Source organism: Marinomonas spartinae (genome assembly GCF_016461715.1).
In the GTDB taxonomy this organism is placed as follows: Bacteria; Pseudomonadota; Gammaproteobacteria; order Pseudomonadales; family Marinomonadaceae; genus Marinomonas; species Marinomonas spartinae_A.
In genome coordinates this window covers 329,134-347,208 of the sequence record NZ_JAEMUI010000002.1, presented here as the reverse complement: position 1 = coordinate 347,208, position 18,075 = coordinate 329,134, and the positions used below count along the sequence as shown (strand labels likewise).

At 43.0% G+C, this 18,075-nt stretch carries 14 protein-coding genes; 3 read left to right on the top strand and 11 right to left on the bottom strand.

Annotated features, from left to right (window positions below):
* Window positions 1-52 precede the first annotated feature (52 nt).
* A complete protein-coding gene (locus JHD45_RS03485) occupies window positions 53-610 on the bottom strand; it encodes a DUF1415 domain-containing protein (RefSeq protein ID WP_199474793.1) in 558 nt (185 codons plus the stop codon).
* Between the two features lie 172 nt (window positions 611-782).
* Here JHD45_RS03485 and JHD45_RS03480 point away from each other — a divergent pair, with 172 nt between their 5' ends.
* Window positions 783-1,991, top strand: a complete 1,209-nt coding sequence (locus tag JHD45_RS03480) for a DEAD/DEAH box helicase (protein ID WP_199474792.1) — start codon at window positions 783-785, stop codon at window positions 1,989-1,991.
* A gap of 138 nt (window positions 1,992-2,129) precedes the next feature.
* On the opposite strand, the gene ribA is transcribed toward JHD45_RS03480, so the two are convergent.
* Window positions 2,130-2,735, bottom strand: coding sequence for a GTP cyclohydrolase II (ribA, locus tag JHD45_RS03475; protein WP_199474791.1), 606 nt, complete (start codon window positions 2,733-2,735; stop codon window positions 2,130-2,132).
* Between the two features lie 97 nt (window positions 2,736-2,832).
* Window positions 2,833-3,306 carry an Lrp/AsnC family transcriptional regulator gene (locus JHD45_RS03470; RefSeq protein WP_199474790.1) on the bottom strand — a complete coding sequence of 158 codons (474 nt, stop codon included), beginning with the start codon at window positions 3,304-3,306 and terminating at the stop codon, window positions 2,833-2,835.
* Window positions 3,307-3,518: 212 nt separating this feature from the next.
* Between JHD45_RS03470 and leuA the strand changes: the two genes are divergently transcribed.
* Window positions 3,519-5,207, top strand: coding sequence for a 2-isopropylmalate synthase (gene leuA, locus JHD45_RS03465; RefSeq protein ID WP_199474789.1), 1,689 nt, complete (start codon window positions 3,519-3,521; stop codon window positions 5,205-5,207).
* 96 nt (window positions 5,208-5,303) lie between these two features.
* Here leuA and JHD45_RS03460 read toward each other — a convergent pair whose 3' ends face one another.
* The 3 genes from JHD45_RS03460 to JHD45_RS03450 form a co-directional block, all read right to left on the bottom strand.
* A complete protein-coding gene (locus JHD45_RS03460) occupies window positions 5,304-5,744 on the bottom strand; it encodes a response regulator (RefSeq protein WP_199474788.1) in 441 nt (146 codons plus the stop codon).
* The gene (locus JHD45_RS03455) at window positions 5,744-10,237 is read right to left on the bottom strand and encodes a response regulator (RefSeq protein ID WP_199474787.1); all 4,494 of its coding nucleotides are present in this window, start codon (window positions 10,235-10,237) and stop codon (window positions 5,744-5,746) included. Before JHD45_RS03455 ends, JHD45_RS03460 begins: the two co-directional genes overlap by 1 nt.
* Window positions 10,238-10,317: 80 nt before the next feature.
* On the bottom strand, window positions 10,318-10,563 hold the full coding sequence (locus JHD45_RS03450) for a hypothetical protein (RefSeq protein WP_199474786.1): 246 nt from the start codon (window positions 10,561-10,563) through the stop codon (window positions 10,318-10,320).
* 413 nt (window positions 10,564-10,976) lie between these two features.
* Between JHD45_RS03450 and JHD45_RS03445 the strand changes: the two genes are divergently transcribed.
* The gene (locus JHD45_RS03445; protein WP_233407540.1) at window positions 10,977-11,774 is read left to right on the top strand and encodes an outer membrane protein OmpK; all 798 of its coding nucleotides are present in this window, start codon (window positions 10,977-10,979) and stop codon (window positions 11,772-11,774) included.
* Window positions 11,775-11,851: 77 nt separating this feature from the next.
* Here the strand turns inward: JHD45_RS03445 and JHD45_RS03440 are convergent, their stop codons facing one another.
* The 5 genes from JHD45_RS03440 to JHD45_RS03420 all read right to left on the bottom strand — a co-directional run bounded on the left by JHD45_RS03440 (window position 11,852) and on the right by JHD45_RS03420 (window position 18,066).
* Window positions 11,852-13,246 (bottom strand): ABC transporter ATP-binding protein, encoded by a 1,395-nt coding sequence (locus JHD45_RS03440; protein WP_199474784.1) that lies wholly within the window; start codon window positions 13,244-13,246, stop codon window positions 11,852-11,854.
* Window positions 13,243-14,043 (bottom strand): ABC transporter permease, encoded by an 801-nt coding sequence (locus tag JHD45_RS03435; RefSeq protein WP_233407539.1) that lies wholly within the window; start codon window positions 14,041-14,043, stop codon window positions 13,243-13,245. Before JHD45_RS03435 ends, JHD45_RS03440 begins: the two co-directional genes overlap by 4 nt.
* The gene (locus tag JHD45_RS03430) at window positions 14,040-14,975 is read right to left on the bottom strand and encodes an ABC transporter permease (RefSeq protein ID WP_199474783.1); all 936 of its coding nucleotides are present in this window, start codon (window positions 14,973-14,975) and stop codon (window positions 14,040-14,042) included. Before JHD45_RS03430 ends, JHD45_RS03435 begins: the two co-directional genes overlap by 4 nt.
* Window positions 14,972-16,543 (bottom strand): ABC transporter substrate-binding protein, encoded by a 1,572-nt coding sequence (locus tag JHD45_RS03425; RefSeq protein ID WP_199474782.1) that lies wholly within the window; start codon window positions 16,541-16,543, stop codon window positions 14,972-14,974. The genes JHD45_RS03430 and JHD45_RS03425 overlap by 4 nt, the downstream gene beginning before the upstream one ends.
* A gap of 290 nt (window positions 16,544-16,833) precedes the next feature.
* Complete coding sequence (locus JHD45_RS03420) at window positions 16,834-18,066, bottom strand: ABC transporter substrate-binding protein (protein WP_199474781.1); 1,233 nt, start codon at window positions 18,064-18,066, stop codon at window positions 16,834-16,836.
* Window positions 18,067-18,075 lie beyond the last annotated feature (9 nt).

The following is an 18,075-nucleotide window of genomic DNA, read 5'->3' as shown; positions in this document are numbered from 1 at the left end:
TCCTATTATTCATTTTACACGCTACCATTAATTACCCATGAAAAAGGCAGCGCTAATCGCTTGTTTTCATACAAGCGGATAAAATAGCTTCCAGCTTGTCTTTGCCAAGCTCATCCATCTTTTCTATATTCTGTTCTGGAATGACATCCGTATCCCCATAAAAACCGATGGCCTTATCAACGCTTGCTTCTCGCAACAAATGCAGCATTGGATAAGGTGAGCGGTTAGTATAATTCGACACATCATTGGGTTCTGTGCCAGAAAAACAATAATCAGGATGAAAAGTGGCCAATTGATACACCCCTTCACATTCTTGCTCAAACATCAGGTTTTCTGCCAGATCAACAAAGTCCAGATAACGGTAAAAATCACTAAACAGCGTCGGAAACACCAATAAAGTCGTTTCCGTTTCAGGGTGCTCATCCAACCATTGCACTTCAGCCATTAACTCCTCAAGAGCAACTTGCGTCTTTTTGGAACGAAGTACCACAATACGAACCGACTCACGCTCCACTTCTCGTTTAGCGAAAGGGCAAATATTCAAGTCAACGATGAAATTTTTTACCCATTTCATGGTCTGGGTTGTGACCAATTCATCAGACAGCTGCATACCACTCTTATTTCTTACTAATGTTTTCTCCATTCTAGAGCAAACGCCCCAGAGGGTATAGATAATCCCAGCATGTTTCGATTTCGAAAGCCCATAAAACAAGGTATGATTGACTAATTGTGCGCAAATAGAATGAATGGCGCACCTTTTTTCCTCGCAACAGAGAGTTTACATGTCATTTGCTGAATTAGATCTTGATTTCACCATAGAGCAAGCCATTAGCGACTTGGGGTTTGAGTCCCCTACACCGATACAAGAACAAGCCATACCCATTGCGTTAGATGGATCCGATCTATTGGCAACGGCACCAACAGGAACAGGGAAAACCATTGCATTTTGTGCTCCTGCCATTCAGCACATTCTTGACCGTGATGAACAGTCAACCACTGCGCCAAAAGTGTTGATTCTCGCGCCGAGCAGAGAATTGGCACGGCAGATTTTTAATGTTGTGCAACAACTAACACAACACACTCGCATTGCCTCTCAATTGATTATTGGCGGCACGCCTTACGGCATGCAACAGCAGCAACTAAGTGAACCTTGCGACATTTTAGTGGCAACCCCAGGTCGACTGGTTGAATTAGACGAAAAGCAGTGGCTTGATTTAAGCGATGTCTCTTATTTTGTCATCGATGAAGCTGATCGAATGTTAGATATGGGCTTTGTTGATGCCATTAACCGCATTGCGAAAGAGTTACCAAAAGAACACCAGACCCTAATGTTTTCCGCCACATTAGAAGGTGAAAAAATGGGACGCTTTGCCAGCGCCTTACTCGACGACGATACCCAACAATTGCGCCTGGGTGAGTCCGCTCGCACTGTGCCAACACAAATTCGCCAAATTGCTTACCGTGTCGATGACGACGCCCATAAAGAAGCCGTTTTAAAACACCTATTAACTCAAGAACGAGTCAAACAAGCGGTTGTCTTTGTCGCCAATCGTGAACACGTGGATGTATGGGTACAACGTATTCGCAACATGGGGCTCATGTGCGATGGCTTACATGGAGAAATGAAACAAGGGGATCGCAGCGAACACTTAAAACAAATGAAACGTGGCCGATTACAGGTTCTGGTCGCAACGGATGTGGCCTCACGAGGCATCGATCTTCCCGAAATCAACACCGTTATTAACTTAAGGCTGGCGCGTAAAGCAGACTCATACATTCATCGTGCTGGCCGTGCTTCACGAGAAGGCGCCCCAGGGGAATGCTACTCCCTGATTGACATCAACGACCTGCCGATGATTGAAAAAATTCAGCGATTTATGCAAGCCAATATCAAATTCGGCCGCATTGAAGGTTTAGAACCCAAAACTAAAACACGCTCACCAAGCAATAAGCCAAAGAAAAAGAAAAAAACAACCACTACTAAAAAGTAATACACCAAATCTAAGCGACACTCAAACTTTCAAACGTAGTGTCGATATGGATATGACTAGGCGGAATACCCGCCTAGCTCATTGAAACGCCTACAATGGTCTTTATAACTTCACTAAAACCAATAAAACTAAGAGTCATCAGTCAAACTTAAGCGTATGATGCTTGCGCTTGGCTTTAGTCTCTAAATATTGGCGGTTATGCTGATTCATATGCACTTTTGTCGGAACCAACTCCACCACATCAATACCGTGCTCTATCAATTGCTTTGCTTTATCTGGATTATTCGTTAATAAACGCAATTTGGTTACACCAACGGCTTTAAGCATTTCAGCGGCGACACCGAAATCTCGACCATCCTCAGGTAAATGAAGCATTTCATTAGCCTGATAGGTATCATAACCTTGATCCTGCAATGCATACGCATCAAGCTTTGAGTACAGCCCAATACCACGCCCTTCTTGGCGTAAATATAAAATGTACCCTCCTTCTTGATTGATGCGATCAATGGCTTCATCAAGTTGCTCACCACAATCACAACGACCCGACCCAAATACATCTCCCGTTAAACACTCGGAATGCAAGCGCACTAACGGAATGTCGTTCTTCTCACTGCTTTTTCCTTCAAAGAAAATCCCTATATGTTCTTTACCAGAATCATCACCATCAAATGAGATGAACTCAGCCATCACATCACCTGCACGGACAGGAATGACAACTCGCCGCTTCTCCGTCAATTTACTCATAATCTTTCTCTACTAGGGATTTTTAACTTTGCCAATTATAACGTCCATTAATTTGGTCAAAAGCATAAATATCAACACTAAATGAGGAAATACCCTGCTAAATGATATGATTTAATGGCAGGGCCGTGCTCTCTTTTACGCTACGCAATAGAAAACTTGACTGTACACCCGTCACCCCTGGAATGCGCGTGAGCTTGCCCAATAAAAAATCATGGTATTTTTCCATGTCTTCCACGACGACTTCTAACAAGTAATCACAATTTTGCCCAGTCACCAAATTGCAATTTTTTACTTCCGGAAAGAGATCTACCTGTTCCTCAAACACACTAAATCGATCTGGCGTATGTCGATCCATACTAATTTGCAAAAAAGCCGTTAATTTTAACCCTAAACTGGATCGCTTTAATAAAGTCACTTTGCGGTCGATAACACCACTCTCTTCAAGCGCCTTTACGCGTCGCAAACAAGGTGAAGCTGACAAGCCAACACGATCGGCTAACTCTTGATTGGTTAAGCTAGAATCTTGCTGCAACTCTCGCAAAATACTCAAATCAATTTTATCAAATCGCATCTTACACCCACCTTTTGCTTCGTTTTCGGAAAATTTAGCAATATAATGCCAAAATTATTGTTTTTTCTAGTGAAAAACGCAATCTTTTACTCAAGTTTTTTCGCTATGATAGTCATACTGAGAAAACAAATACGCACACTACAAAACAAGCGCCTATACAAGACGCATTAATAAACGAGGTTTATCGACCTCCCATTTATAAGGACAAGATCATGTCGTCTTTTGACCATACAACGTTTAATCACAGAAAATACAAACCGTTTACGCCGGTTGCCATTGAAAACCGCACTTGGCCAGATAAAGTCATTACCAAGGCGCCGATTTGGTCAAGCGTAGACCTGCGTGATGGCAACCAAGCGTTGGTTGAACCTATGACAGTGGAACAAAAGAAACAGTTCTTTGCCCTGCTTGTTGATGTGGGCTTTAAAGAAATAGAAGTGGGCTTTCCGGCGGCGTCTCAGCTGGATTTTGACTTCGTTCGTTGGTTAATCGAAGAAGATCAAGTGCCTGACGATGTCTACATTCAAGTGCTAACGCAAGCGCGTCCTGAGCTAATTGCTCGCACCTATGAGTCACTAAAAGGGGCCAAAAAAGCCATCGTCCATGTGTACAACTCAACGTCCACAACACAACGCGAACAAGTATTCCGCTTGGATAAGGAAGGCATCAAACAAATCGCCGTTAATGGAGCGAAATGCGTTAAGGAACACGCCGAAAAATACCCTGAAACAGAGTGGGTATTTCAATATTCTCCTGAGAGTTTCACAGGAACAGAAATTGACTATGCGGTAGAAGTCGTTGATGCGGTTACCGAGGTATGGCAACCCACGCCAGAGCGTAAAATTATCATCAACCTTCCTGCGACAGTAGAGGTATCCACACCAAATCGTTACGCCGATCAAATTGAATACTTCTGTCGTCACGTGAAAAAACGTGACTGCATGATCGTTAGTCTACACACACACAATGACCGAGGCTGTGGTGTGGCCGCTGCAGAGCTTGGCGTGATGGCCGGGGCAGACCGCATCGAGGGAACCTTATTAGGCAATGGCGAGCGCACAGGCAATATGGATATCGTCACCATGGCAATGAACATCTATAGCCAAGGGGTTGACCCTGAGTTAGCACTTGGCGACATGGATCGCATCATTAGTGTAGTTCAAGCATGTACCTTGCTACAGGTTCACCCTCGTCACCCTTACGCAGGTGAATTAGTGTTTACCGCGTTTTCCGGCTCTCACCAAGATGCCATCAAAAAATGCTTGGCGAATCAGACTGATGACAAACCTTGGGATGTGGCTTATTTACCCATTGATCCACGCGATGTGGGTCGTAGCTATCAAGAAGTTATTCGTGTTAACAGCCAATCAGGTAAAGGTGGTGTGGCTTATACCTTAGAGCAAGAATATGGTCTAGCTTTGCCGCGCTGGTTACAGGTAGAGTTCAGCCCAATTATTCAACAATATGCAGAACAAGATGGCGGCGTAGTCGACGCAGAATCCATGAAAGACTTGTTCGAAACACATTTTATGACAGGAACAACGCCATATAAGCTAGGCAAGTATGATCATAGCAAAGACGAAGTAGACACCATCCATGCCGAACTTATCGGTGCTGGTAGCAAGATAAACATTTCAGGCAAAGGCAATGGTGCATTATCGGCCTTTGCTGAAGCCCTAGGCAAACACTTTAATGTTCGAGTCGATATTATCCAATATCAAGAGCATGCCTTAACAGTGGGCAGTGATTCGCAAGCCATTGCCTATGTTCAAACCAACATTGATGGTGATCGCTTTAATGGGGTTGCCATCGACAACGACATTGTATCCGCTTCTATCCAAGCATTACTTGCAACAGTCAACCAAAAGTCGACTCAAAGCAAACAAGAAGCCGTGGCTTAACTTATCCAGTTAACCCTTTCTTCTTTGATAAAAAAACCGAAAGTCACTCCCGCGACTTTCGGTTTTTTTATTCCCTTGGACTTTGGACACCGCTCGTCAGCGATCTGACGCTTGTGTTGCCAACCTAGCATCAAGCGCAATCAACCTTCGTCGCATAGCGGCAATACGTTGCATGGTAAGCGTTTTGGCCAATAAAACTTTCTGTTGAACCGGTTTGATTAGGTAATCATCCCCCCCTACTGAAATGCTTTTTTCCACATCTTCCATTTCGGCACTTGCACTCAGGAAAATGACTGGCACCCACTCCAGCTCTCGCTCTTGCTCAATTTGGCGAATTTCTTTCACCGCCTCAAAGCCGTTTAATTGCGGCATCTGAGCGTCTATTAATATCAAATCAATATCATTTTTATGGAGAATATATTGCTCTATCGCTTCAATACCATTTGAGGCTTCAATAATATGATGGCCCAATTTAGACAAGTGTAGCTTGAGCAACAATCGATCCGTATTGGTATCATCTGCAATCAATACTTTCATTACACACTAACCAGATGTTTTAACTCAGAACAAAACGCACTGTACTCTTCTACTATAAGATCAATTAGCTCGACAATATTATCTTCCACTCCTCGCTTCGAATCTGCCTCTAAACGAGCCGCCAAGCTTGACAAGCGCTTAGCCCCCACATTCATCGCAATGGATTTCATACTATGACTGGCAGAATGCAGAGCATCTAAATCCGGAGAAAGACGATGGCGTTTTAATAGATTAATAATGGAAAGAGAGTCTTCATAGAAGGTATCAATAAGTATTTGCAAATCCTCCCCCAAAAGGCTTTTTAGCTCCATTAGCATATTTATGTCAATACACGGCACTGAGACTAAGTGGTCGAGCTGTTCCGCCTCGGACCTCACCCTTGCATTCGATGAAGTCTTAAGTAATAAATGCTTTATCAAAACAACTTCTAGATCAGCTTGTTTAAACGGCTTCGCAATGAAACCATCGCCGCCAGCTTGATAGACTTCACTAGATCTTTCCACCATCGCATCTGCCGTTAAAGCGTATATAGGGACACGTTTAGACACCCGCCCCTTTTCAGCCTGGCGAATTGCTCGCATAGCAGAAAAACCATCCATCACCGGCATATGTAAATCCATCAAAATTAAGTCTGGACGTTCAGAGTGCCATTTTGCAACACCCACTTCCCCATTTTCAGCCTCGATGATCTCGACACCCAACTTCTTGAGCATACCTCGAGCAACGACTCTATTGGCGGCCATATCCTCTACCACCAATACTCGGCCAATATATTGCTTTGTAACAGTCGGCAGCGGATCCTTACTGCTTGTCACGTCCCAATAGGAAAATTGTTTACCCAAAACGGTACTGTTCAGCGCCAAGGTAAGTCCTTCACATAATACTCTCACGTTAAGTGGTTTTGTTAAGCACACATTCACGCCAGCCTCAGTCAATTCATTCTGACTGAGGCGGCCTGCTGATGTAGACATTAATATCACCGGGGAATGCATTTGTTTACTGTGCTCGCGAATCAAACGGCATAAATCCAATCCATCCAAATCTGGCATTTGATAATCCAAAATGATGGCGTCGTAAGGACGCTGACTACGATAAGCATCGAACCATTTATCAAACGCCAAGTTAGCATTGCGCTCCGCATCACATGCCATGCCTAACTCTCTTAACTGATTAGATAGAATCGCCAAATTTGACACATTGTCGTCAACAAGCAATATTTTACTCCGCCCCACCAAAGACAAAGGAAGCACTGTCTCTTCCGCTTTATGAATAGCGTAACTTTCCACCAAAGGCACATGTACCACAAAAGTAGAACCAACCCCTTCCTTACTTTCCAGCTCTATCGAGCCATCCATTAACTCAACCAATTGTTTTGTGATCGCCAACCCTAATCCGGTCCCACCAAAACGGCGCGTGGTTGAGGTGTCCGCTTGAGTAAACGCCTTAAATAGAGACGCTTGAGCCCCATCAGGAATGCCAATCCCCGTATCTTGCACTTCAATAGAGACATTCACATTGCCCTGTTGATTTGACTCACATGAAACGCGCACCACTACCTGACCTTCATGAGTGAATTTCACAGCATTACTAATCAAGTTAATCAGAATTTGACGCATGCGAAATGAGTCACCAATAAAATGCTTTGGCATCTGTACAGGATACTCAACCAGAAGATCAACCCCCTTTTCTTCCGCTTTGATCAACAGCAAGCTAATGACAGAAAAAATTTTCTTTTCTAAGTCAAATTCCACTTTCTCCATGGTCAACTGACCGGACTCTATTTTAGAGAAATCCAATATGTCATTGATAAGCCTTAACAAGCTTTCTCCAGACTCCCGAAGAATATCCACTTGCATTCGCTGCTCATCCGTCAGATAGGAAGATTGCAACAACTCAGTCACCCCAAGAATGCCATTTAAAGGGGTCCTGATCTCATGACTCATTGTCGCAAGAAAATCACTTTTTGCCTGATTCGCCATTTGCGCTTGATGGCTGGCTTTCTTTAATACCTCTTCCGCCTCTTTGCGAGAGGTAATATCAAAGTTCACGCCAGTAATACGAGAAACAATGCCTTTTTTATCGTATTCAATTATGCCTGTTGCCTTTATATAGCGAATTTGACCATCAAGCCGAATAATACGAAAGTCCGTATCTAAATTTTCTTTTTTTCGATAGGACTCACCAAGTGAATGGTAAAGTAACGGTGCATCATCTGGGTGCATCAAATTCAGCCAACCCAAAAAGGGGTCAATATCATCACCTTTATTAAAGCCAAATATTTTCAACATCCAATCATCCCAGATGACTTCATTGGTGCGTGTGTCCCAGGACCAGACGCCGATGCCAGCAGAATTAGCCGCCAGAGAAAAACGCTGATTCACTGTCAACACTTCATTCTCAGACTTAATTCTTTCCGTAATATCATTGATATGAACAATGTAGCCATTTAAACTACCATCTGTCTTTTTAAGAGAACTACCAAAAGTTTCAGAGGCAAAAATACGGCCATATTTGTCTTTATAATCCACATAAATTTTAGGCCGTTCAGCCTTTTTTTTATAGAATTGGCCAAGCCAAATAAAATCCTCTTCCTTCGCATAAAGCTGGCGCGTTGAACAGCCAATAATCTCCTCTTCCAAATAGCCAAACAGCCTAGAAAAAGCAGGGTTTATCATCCGAATGGTTCTTGTATTATCATAGAAAGCAATCGCTGTAGGAGCATCCATAAACAAAGATTCGAAAATTAGCTTCTGTTCTAAAATAACGGTTTCCGACTCTATTTGTTTTGTCTTATCCTGAAAAGTAATCACCGCCCCACCAACTTCATGATCATTTCTTTTTAAAGAAACACAACTGAACTCGACAGCAAAAGGCCCCTGCTTACCCCAAATAAATTCATTGTCTGAATGGGAGCTTACCCCTGTTTCTAACGTATTTCGGACGGAACAATTTTCTACTAAATTGGGCGTCCCATCGGGAGCGGTATGATGTAAAAAGGCATGGTGGTGTTGGCCCAACAACTCATGTTGACTGTACTGAGTTAAGCGACAGGCTGCTGAATTGGCAAAAGAGATATTACCATCAGAGTCTAAGCCCAGCACCCCTTCCTGGAGAGAATCCAATAATAGGCGATTGCGATATTCTGACTCTTTTAGGCTTTCAAGCGCTCGGTTTCTGTAGATCTCATAGCCTATCCATTGTCCTAATAATTTGATGAGTTCGATCTCATCCTCTTCGTAAGGTACATCTTTAGGATAAGTGCTAGAAAAATTTAACGTTCCCCATACCTCACCACCAACCCTAATAACAATACCTATGTAGGCTTCTAAAACGAAATATTGATAATAAGAAGGCGGTTTAATGTGTTTTTTATTATTATGAAAATATGTTGGCTCCTCACTATTAAGCGTATATACACAGTAGGTTTCTTGCAAATCAAACACCATGCCAGCCGACAGTTCATTATTAGGAGATTGGCAATACTGTATCGTGTACTTTCCCCCTTCAACATGGCTCACAACACCAAGGGGCAAAGCATATTGTTCGCACCCTATCTCCAACATTTTCTGTATTTTTTCATCCGTAGACAACGACTCATTATTCGTAACACTGTGCAGCGCTCTTAACGTCGTCTGTGTACGCCTTAATACTGTAATATTTTGAGAGAATAAATAAAAACCATCCTGTTTATTTTTTATATAGCGAGGCACTATTTTAACTTTAATAGTGACCTTTTCTTTATTAAAACCATGATAGGAACTATATTCAAAATTCGATTCATTACCCGCCAAGGCATCCGATACTCTCCCTTCAATAAACTGGTAACAACCCTCCCCCATCAACTCTTTAACAGTTAGACCGACAACATCAAAACTTCGTTTTTTTAAAACTCTTTCATGGGCTTTGTTAGCATATACACACTTTAGATCGTTATCATAAGCGGCGAGAAAGTCAGGAGACATATTGCATAAAGCGATATAGTCATGCTCATTATGAGCCAGAGAAATAGCGCCTTGATCTCTCTTATTGAACGAAGAAGTCGGTTTGCCGACAGTTTGATTGTTCAGTAGGCCCGTAAAAATACTCACAATGGAGGAAAGTGAATCGAAAAATGCTTGATCGAATGATAAAGAAGTATCCAGACTCACAATACACAATAGGAAACTTGTCTGATTACCTAAACAAACCCGCTCTATTAACACAGAGCCTTGAGTTAAAAACTGTATTAACGATGCATGCTGTAGAAAATCAGGCAAATCCTCTATGTCGACGATTTTTTCGATAGCTAAACGATCCACCGTGAAATGATGACGAATTGGCTGGGCGAGCGACAAAAAATGCTCTTTATTTTGCTCACTAGACAGTAAGCAATCATCCTGAAAAATTAACCCAGTATAAGAGCAAGCAAACAGCCTATCGACAACAGAAAGAGTCGCAATTAACGACTGTTTGGCACTGTCTATTTGCTGTAAAGCAGTCAAAGAACCTAACATAAATAAAAATACCTTTTCATAATGTAGCTTTACAGCAAATCAGTATAAGGTGAGCTTATTGCTCCTTAACAATCCACTCCCTAGGGCAGCAGCTTATCCAACAAGGCACAATCCCCCATCTTGTCACGATTCGCTTTCACTTTTTCTAAAATTTTCTGAGCAACTTCTTTTTGTCTTTCAGATACATATTTAGAACTCACCGTGTCATGGATACCTTGCAAGTATAGATTTAATTTCGGAGTGCAGTCATCTTTCGTAGCAAACACACTAGAAGAGGAAAAAACAAGGGCGGTGGTCATTACAATAAGGGGTAATTTCAAAGACATAATTCCTGCTTAGTCAAAGAGAATGTGATAAGTCAAAATTAGACCATACCCCCTCTATAAATAAAACACATGCCTCTTTATTACTCTCTTATATAGGATAGCTAGCCTTCTACTATGACCCACTTGTTACCACTCTTTCTTCTTTACTGGTTGTGCACAGCAATATTTCAGAAGACCTTATGATGTCAACCAAAACAGTTAACACATTGAAAGTTAATAAAATTTCACAATTGATTATAACGCTCACTTGGTGCAAGAGAACTCATAAATGAACCATTTAGGTGCACACATTTTCTTCATCAAAAACCCATTGTAATCAAAAAAAAATCATGTAATATTCGCATTTCAGTCATAATATTGACTAATTGGTTATATTTTAAACACCGCTCACTATTGCACTCATGGAGACGCTAATGCGTAAACTACTTTTAGGACTAGGGTTAGCTGCCGCAGCAACGACAACTCTTGCCGCCGATTATTCTGATAATATTCATAAAAATGACTACTCTTGGAAGCAGTTCAACCTGATGTATGCATCAAAAGAGCTACCAGGTAAAAACAGCCATGACTACATGGAAATGGAATTTGGTGGACGTTCAGGTATTGTTGATCTTTACGGATACATTGATGTATTCAACCTGACCAACAGCACAAGCAGCGATAAATACGGTCAAGATAAACTCTTCTTGAAAATTGCACCGCGTTTCTCTTTGGATGCAATTACTGGCAAAGACCTGTCTTTTGGTCCTGTGAAAGAGCTTTACATTGCAACACTATTCAGTATGGATGGTGGTTCTGGTAAATATGCAGTAAATAACAACTTCATTGGTTTAGGCTCCGATATCGAAATCCCTTGGCTAGGTAAGACTGGGGTAAATCTATACGCTCTTTACGATAGCACAGACCATCGCCAAGATTGGAATGGTTACCAATTATCCGCAAACTGGTTCAAACCCTTCATGACGTTTGATAATGGCTCTTTTATCGCCTACCAAGGTTACTTTGATTACCAATTCGGCATGAAAACAGATAAAGGCTATGCAACCTCAAGTACAGGGTTTGATAACTTCAACGGTATTTACTGGCATTCTAAGCGTTATGCAGTAGGTTACGGCTTGAAATACTTCAATAATGTTTATGGCATTAAAAACTCTGATGCCCTTAAGTCTACTGGTTTTGGTCAATATATCGACGTATCTTATAAATTCTAAGACGCTGTATTATTCGTTTATACATAAAAATCCCCGCACGAGACGGGGATTTTTTTTCAACGAAGTCAGCCCATTCACTAAGACAAGTCAATTACCTGATCACAAGTGTGTCGAATCATATCAGGATCATGACTCACTAATAGCACACTACAGTCTTGCTCCCTTGCTAATTCCACCAACAACATGGTCACTTCTTTTGCGGTAATCGGATCCAATCGTGAAGTAGGCTCATCCGCAAATAAAAAGACAGGGTCTAGCAACAAAGCTCGTAGAATCGCAAAGCGCTGCAATTCTCCTCCAGACACCTCAAGACAAGTCCGCTCTAATATTTCTTGCGACAGGCTCAATCGAGTCATAAGCGGTCTAATTCGCGCTTGATCTACCCCATGCAAACTAACTAAGTCATCTAATAACGTCGCCAGCGAAACACTCCCAGTAAAGGCTGACGGAGGATCTTGATACAACTTCAGCCATTGATGTGGTTTTGCTTTTTTGTCAAAACGCTCAATAGATCCAGCCTCTAATGGCAACAGCCCAAGCAACGCATCACCTAATGAGCTCTTACCGCAGCCACTATCACCTACCACCCCCACCACTTCGCCTTTTGCGATAGTAAACGACAAATCCTCAATGATCGTTTTACCGCCACGTACTAGGCGAAGCGCCTCTGTCTGCATTATCCTATCGGACTTAGCAAAATAGCCCGGGTCACGATCTACTATAGGCCACTCACTCGGCTGAGCCTGCAATAATAATTTAGTGTATTCAGCTTGTGGATTAGAAAGCACCTGCTCGACTGTACCCGACTCCACCAGTTGCCCATCTTTGATCACCATGATGTCACCGCCCAGTTGCTTAGCAACATGAACATCATGGGTAATGGTTAATAAACCGCCCCCCTGTGATTTATCCTGTAGAAGGCGAATGACTTCTTCCCGGCGACTAACGTCCAGCCCTTTAGTCGGTTCGTCTGCTAGGATCAATGAAGCACCACCCGCTGTCGCAGCAACAATCGCTAGGCGCTGGGCCATACCACCCGATAATTCACCTGGCAGCTTATCCGCGCTCTTGTCCAAACCAAGAGACGTCAATGCTTTCATTGCACTACTGTTTGCGGTGTGTTCTGTTTGGCCCACAACCCATTGATATACATCACGGACCTGTCTCAGACTGGTCATTAATGGATCAAGGGCATGCCATGGTTCTTGGGGCAACATCACTAATTCTTTTCCCCACATAGCACGGCATTCTTGTTTCGTCAGGGTCTTTGCAAAAATACTCACCTTACCTTTAATTCTGAGTGAATCCGGCAAAAGCCCCATGATCGCCTGAGCCAACAAACTTTTTCCGGAGCCAGTTTGGCCAAGGATTGTCAAAGGGCGATCTTGGTGTAAGTTAAAAGTTAACGGAGAGACTAAACAACTCGCCTTTGAGTAGACACTTAGTTGATCCACTGAAATAAGAGGATTCATGATGATTTCCTTCCTAATAAATGAAAACCCAGTACCAACAAAGCGATGGCAATAAGCGGTTCAGCGAGTAGCCAAGGTGCATCAGAGTAATAAGGAAACAACTCCACCATCATCAATCCCAACTCCGCTAAAGGCGGCTGCATACCAACATACACAAAACCCAGAGACGCCATGGTTAAAATGGCCGTGGCACAACCAAAGGTCGCTAGTGTGAATACAGAAGGGGCGATAGCAGGCCAAATGTGTCGTTTAAACAGGTACCAACGACCAAAGCCCATCATCTGTGAAGATTGCATAGCAGGGGAATCTACTGTCGTTTTCGTAACGGCTCGTACAACACGAAAATATTCAACCCATTGAACCAATGATATAGCCAAATACAGAACAAAAAACGACCCTGGAACAATAGCTGCGAATAGCAAGACAATGACAAGTCCGGGTAAAGCTAATAGGATATTCACAAAAACATTGAGCACCGCATCAACTTTTTTCCCCGACCAAGCAGCCCACACACCAAGAGATACACCAATGATCGAAGACGTTACGACACACAGCACCCCTAGCATAAAGGATAAACGAATCGCATCTGCCATTCGCGCTACCATGCTACGTCCAAAGTGATCCGTTCCTAACCAATGAGTCTCGCTAGGAGGCGCTAGAATGGCATCTAAATCCTGATAAGCACCATCGTTGGGGGCTAGGCCATTGCCGAATAGTGCAAAAGCCAACAGCACAAGTAATAGAAGCCCACCACACTTTTGTCCAAATGTGGCATGTTTTAACAATGACACCATCATGCTTGCCTCCTCGCTCGCGGATCTAATCGATAACAAACAAGATCAACAAGGGTATTCAACACCACAAACAAAATCCCCATTAACAAGGCGGCACCTTGAATTACCGGAATATCACGGGCAAAAATCGCATGAGCCAAACCGTGACCAATTCCGGGCCAAGAAAACAAGGATTCAATCATCACAATCCCTTCGATCATCCCCACCAGCTGGATGCCTAAAAAGGCCACCACAGGTAAGGCAATATGACGCGAACCATGACGCAAAAAAGTCCGGCCTGACGACAAACCTTTGATCTGAGCAAAACGATAAAAAGGCGCGTAAAAAGCCTTAATGGCTGCGTTTCTCACGACACGATTAGAGATAGCGGCCAAGGTAAAAGCCAGACTTAGCGCAGGCAATACGATATGTTCTGGCGAGCCAAACCCTGCCACAGGCAACCAATTCCAATGAATAGAAAACACCAGAATAAAAATTAACCCCACCACAAACACTGGCATAGCCCTTATTGTCGTCGAAAATACCACGATACCCTGATCGACCTTTTTACCAAAAGTCGCACCCAATAAACCTAAGGGAATGGCAATAAAGAAGGATAAGAACAGTGCCACTGAGGCCAACAGCAAAGAGTGTCCTAGCATATGCTGCAATATTTGCCACACTGGCTCATCACTGACTAAAGAGCGCCCTAAGTTACCTTGCAGCAATTCTTTCAGCCAAGAAAAATACGTAACAACGGCTCCTTGATCCAAATTCAGTTCCTGACGAACCAAATCCGCAGCGTCACTGCTCACATTATCTTGTCCATAACGACTAGCGGCGATCCGGTAGGCCATGTCGCCCGGCAAAGCTCGCATCAAGATAAAAGTCAGCGTTCCTACCCCCCAAATCACGGACAATAATTGAAACAGCCGAGGAAAGAATATTTTTTTCATCGTGAAACAAACACCATGTCATTTAGATAAAAAGTACGCTCGAAAGGATCAAAGTGAAAACCTTTTACCCGACTATTTACCGCAGTATGTTGCTTATAAAATGTCACAGGAATCACTGGCCGATCTTGGTAAATGACCTGAGCAACATGCTGTGCTAATTGGTGGCGGACTTTCTTATCCGTTACTGATTGCAATGTTGCAAGGTCTCGATCAACCGATTCGTCATTCCAATTCATCGCGCCCCAATCGCCGCCAGTGCGGCCATAATCACTTAACATCACCCCTAACGGATCAGGAACAAAACCATAGTTACGCGCCATCAAGGCGACTTGCAAAGATCCATCTTGATGACCAGCGGGGATCGCACTAGAGTTACTCATATTCACCTTTAACTTCACGCCAATTCTCGCCCACTGAGCTTGAATGGCGGTGGCAACGGTGATCAGCTCAGGGCGATCCGCATAAGTAATTAACGTCAACTCAAAAGGCTTACCATCGCGCTCTAAAACACCATCTTGATTAAGATGCCAGCCTAATGATGCCAACAGTTTTTGCGCTTTCACGACTGGCTGTTCAGGTGCTTTGATATTGGGTAAATGCCAGTCGGCAAATGAGGCGGGTAATAATTGTTCGGTTTGTGATCCAGGAGAACGAAGCACTGCATTCGCAATGCCGCGACGATTAATGGCCAAACTCAGAGCTTGTCGAGCACGAACATCATTAAGAGATGGATAGCCACTATTCAGCTTTAAAACAATGGTCCGTGGCAGAGCGTCATCAAATACAGACACATTAGGAAGACGCTGCAGCATAGGAATACTTGCCGGATCGACACCAAACACAATGTCTGCCTGACCACTTCGTGCTTGCAGCACACGACTTTCTGCGCGATGCCCCGTCAAATAGCTCGCAAAAGGAATGCTCGCCTTCTTCCCCCAATAACCAGCAAACTGTTTCACCACCAGCTTATGGGGCGGCGCGTATTGGAAAAGCTCATAAGGCCCAGTACCTGACATAGCTAAGACATTACCCTTCCTCCCATAGCTATCTGGCGACAGAATGCTATTAGCGTAATTTGCTAACACAGCCCCTAATAAGGTGTAAGGTCGAGTAAGCTGTATCTCAACTTCGTCCTCGCTCACAGCATGAATGTTACTTATAGGTGCCCTTGCTAGAGTGCCATGCTTACCCATAGCGATCGATAAACTCTTCACAACGGCATTCGCATCTAGAGGTTGCCCGTCATGAAAAACCACCCCCTTTCTGAGCGTAAAACGCCACGCTAGGCCATCATCACTCACCTGCCATTTGGTGGCTAATTCCGGAATCAAATGACCTTGATTATCGACGCCTAACAAGGTTTCTAACACTTGCATACGAGTGTAGATGTAGCCATTTTTAGAGGGGTCTAGACTCGTAAACTCAAATGGGCCACTGATAGAAAGCGTATTCTGTGAGGTTGGTGTTGGGTTGTCGGCGGCTACCGCAGAAGCGGTCATTGTGATGAAGAGACTTAACAGTAAAAAGAACCTTGTCGGTCGCCCAAAAAGACGCAGAAAACTTTGCATTATTTATCATCCTTACTATAAAAATAGGTATTACATCGCCCAGAGCAGGCAATGAGTCCTTTAGAAGCATTTTAAAAACGTTATGATATATCATAACCAAAATATGCATCAACCATTCAATGCAATCTAATTACACAATATTTATAAAAACTATACTTTTAGAGAAACGTGTTGTTCATCAAACCGCACGTATATGATGCATAAAAAGATCCCCAGTCATTGGATGGTCCAATGAATGGGGATCTCTTCAGAATGCCTAGTGGTTTTTTGTTTTACACATCAGACAAGTACTAATTTTGCACTTTAAACACACGCTCTCTGACTCGCTCCAAACGTTTCAAAATCGAATCAAGACGATTTGGCTCCATCATAAACTCTTGAAACCCTTTCATACCTTCTCGCGCCATTGCCGGATCGGTATCACGGTCATAAAATTGTGAGGTGCCAGAAGCCGCTTTGAGAATTTTCTCCCCTTCCTTTAAGAATACATCATTAGGTGCATGGGCATCTTTATTGGTAGGGATCTGCAGTAACGCAGCATTAACCAGTGTCTGAGTGCTAGCACGCGCCATAAACTCTAAAAATTTCCGCGCGTCTTTTTTGTTTTTCGCTTTACTCGGTATATTAACAGTATCCATTGGCGCTTCTTCCGCGTCAGGTACTTTAGGATTAATGGTTGGGAATGGGAAGAAGCCCATTTTATTTTCAAGATTTTTTGGGAAGTTGGGTGTAATAAAATTCCCAATTAAATACATTGCTGCTTTACCGTTATACAAGAACGGCTGTGCCTCTTGCCATGAGTAAGATGCATTATTCTTCAAGAAGTAACCCGGTTTTACCAACTGATCCCAGTACTCAAATACTTTTCTCACGCGCGGGTCTGTATAGGCAATTTTTCCATCCATCAAATCCATATGAAATTTCAAGCCATTAATACGCAAATCGAGATAGTCAAACCAACCAGCTGCAGGCCACAAGTACTTGGTTCCTATAGTAATTGGTGTAATATCATTGGCTTTCAATTTAGCATTGACGGCTAAAAATTCTTTCCAGGTCTTAGGGACTTTTAAGCCTAATTTCGCAAAAATATCTTTTCGATAATAAATCCCCCATTGATAATAAGTGTAAGGAATACCATACTGTTTATCATTGACCGTCATAGCTCTGACGGCAGAGGGCATCAATTTTTTAAGGCCTTCTTTTTTCCACATGCCACTGACATCTTCAAACAAACCCTTCTTCACAAAGGTCTTCATTCGGTTACCAGCATACCAAAACACCACATCTGGCGGACTGGTCACCAACCAGTTACGAATAGCAGTTTTATAACCCTCTTTATCATAGAGATTATACTGGACCTTAATATCGGGATTTTCCGCTTCAAACTTTTTAATCACTTCCGCAAAGGCTTTCTTCGGCGCAGGATCCGCCTGATCCGAATTGATCACCAAGGTCCCTGCATAGGATAAAGAAGCCGCGACAGACGCCAGGGCCCCTATGCAAAACAAAGATAGTTTTTTCATATGATACAT

Coding starts and splice junctions, on each gene's coding strand:
- JHD45_RS03485 (WP_199474793.1), bottom strand. CDS start 610: ATGCAGCTGTCTGATGAATTGGTCACAACCCAGACCATGAAATGGGTA.
- JHD45_RS03480 (WP_199474792.1), top strand. CDS start 783: ATGTCATTTGCTGAATTAGATCTTGATTTCACCATAGAGCAAGCCATT.
- ribA (WP_199474791.1), bottom strand. CDS start 2,735: ATGAGTAAATTGACGGAGAAGCGGCGAGTTGTCATTCCTGTCCGTGCA.
- JHD45_RS03470 (WP_199474790.1), bottom strand. CDS start 3,306: ATGCGATTTGATAAAATTGATTTGAGTATTTTGCGAGAGTTGCAGCAA.
- leuA (WP_199474789.1), top strand. CDS start 3,519: ATGTCGTCTTTTGACCATACAACGTTTAATCACAGAAAATACAAACCG.
- JHD45_RS03460 (WP_199474788.1), bottom strand. CDS start 5,744: ATGAAAGTATTGATTGCAGATGATACCAATACGGATCGATTGTTGCTC.
- JHD45_RS03455 (WP_199474787.1), bottom strand. CDS start 10,237: ATGTTAGGTTCTTTGACTGCTTTACAGCAAATAGACAGTGCCAAACAG.
- JHD45_RS03450 (WP_199474786.1), bottom strand. CDS start 10,563: ATGTCTTTGAAATTACCCCTTATTGTAATGACCACCGCCCTTGTTTTT.
- JHD45_RS03445 (WP_233407540.1), top strand. CDS start 10,977: ATGCGTAAACTACTTTTAGGACTAGGGTTAGCTGCCGCAGCAACGACA.
- JHD45_RS03440 (WP_199474784.1), bottom strand. CDS start 13,246: ATGAATCCTCTTATTTCAGTGGATCAACTAAGTGTCTACTCAAAGGCG.
- JHD45_RS03435 (WP_233407539.1), bottom strand. CDS start 14,043: ATGATGGTGTCATTGTTAAAACATGCCACATTTGGACAAAAGTGTGGT.
- JHD45_RS03430 (WP_199474783.1), bottom strand. CDS start 14,975: ATGAAAAAAATATTCTTTCCTCGGCTGTTTCAATTATTGTCCGTGATT.
- JHD45_RS03425 (WP_199474782.1), bottom strand. CDS start 16,543: ATGCAAAGTTTTCTGCGTCTTTTTGGGCGACCGACAAGGTTCTTTTTA.
- JHD45_RS03420 (WP_199474781.1), bottom strand. CDS start 18,066: ATGAAAAAACTATCTTTGTTTTGCATAGGGGCCCTGGCGTCTGTCGCG.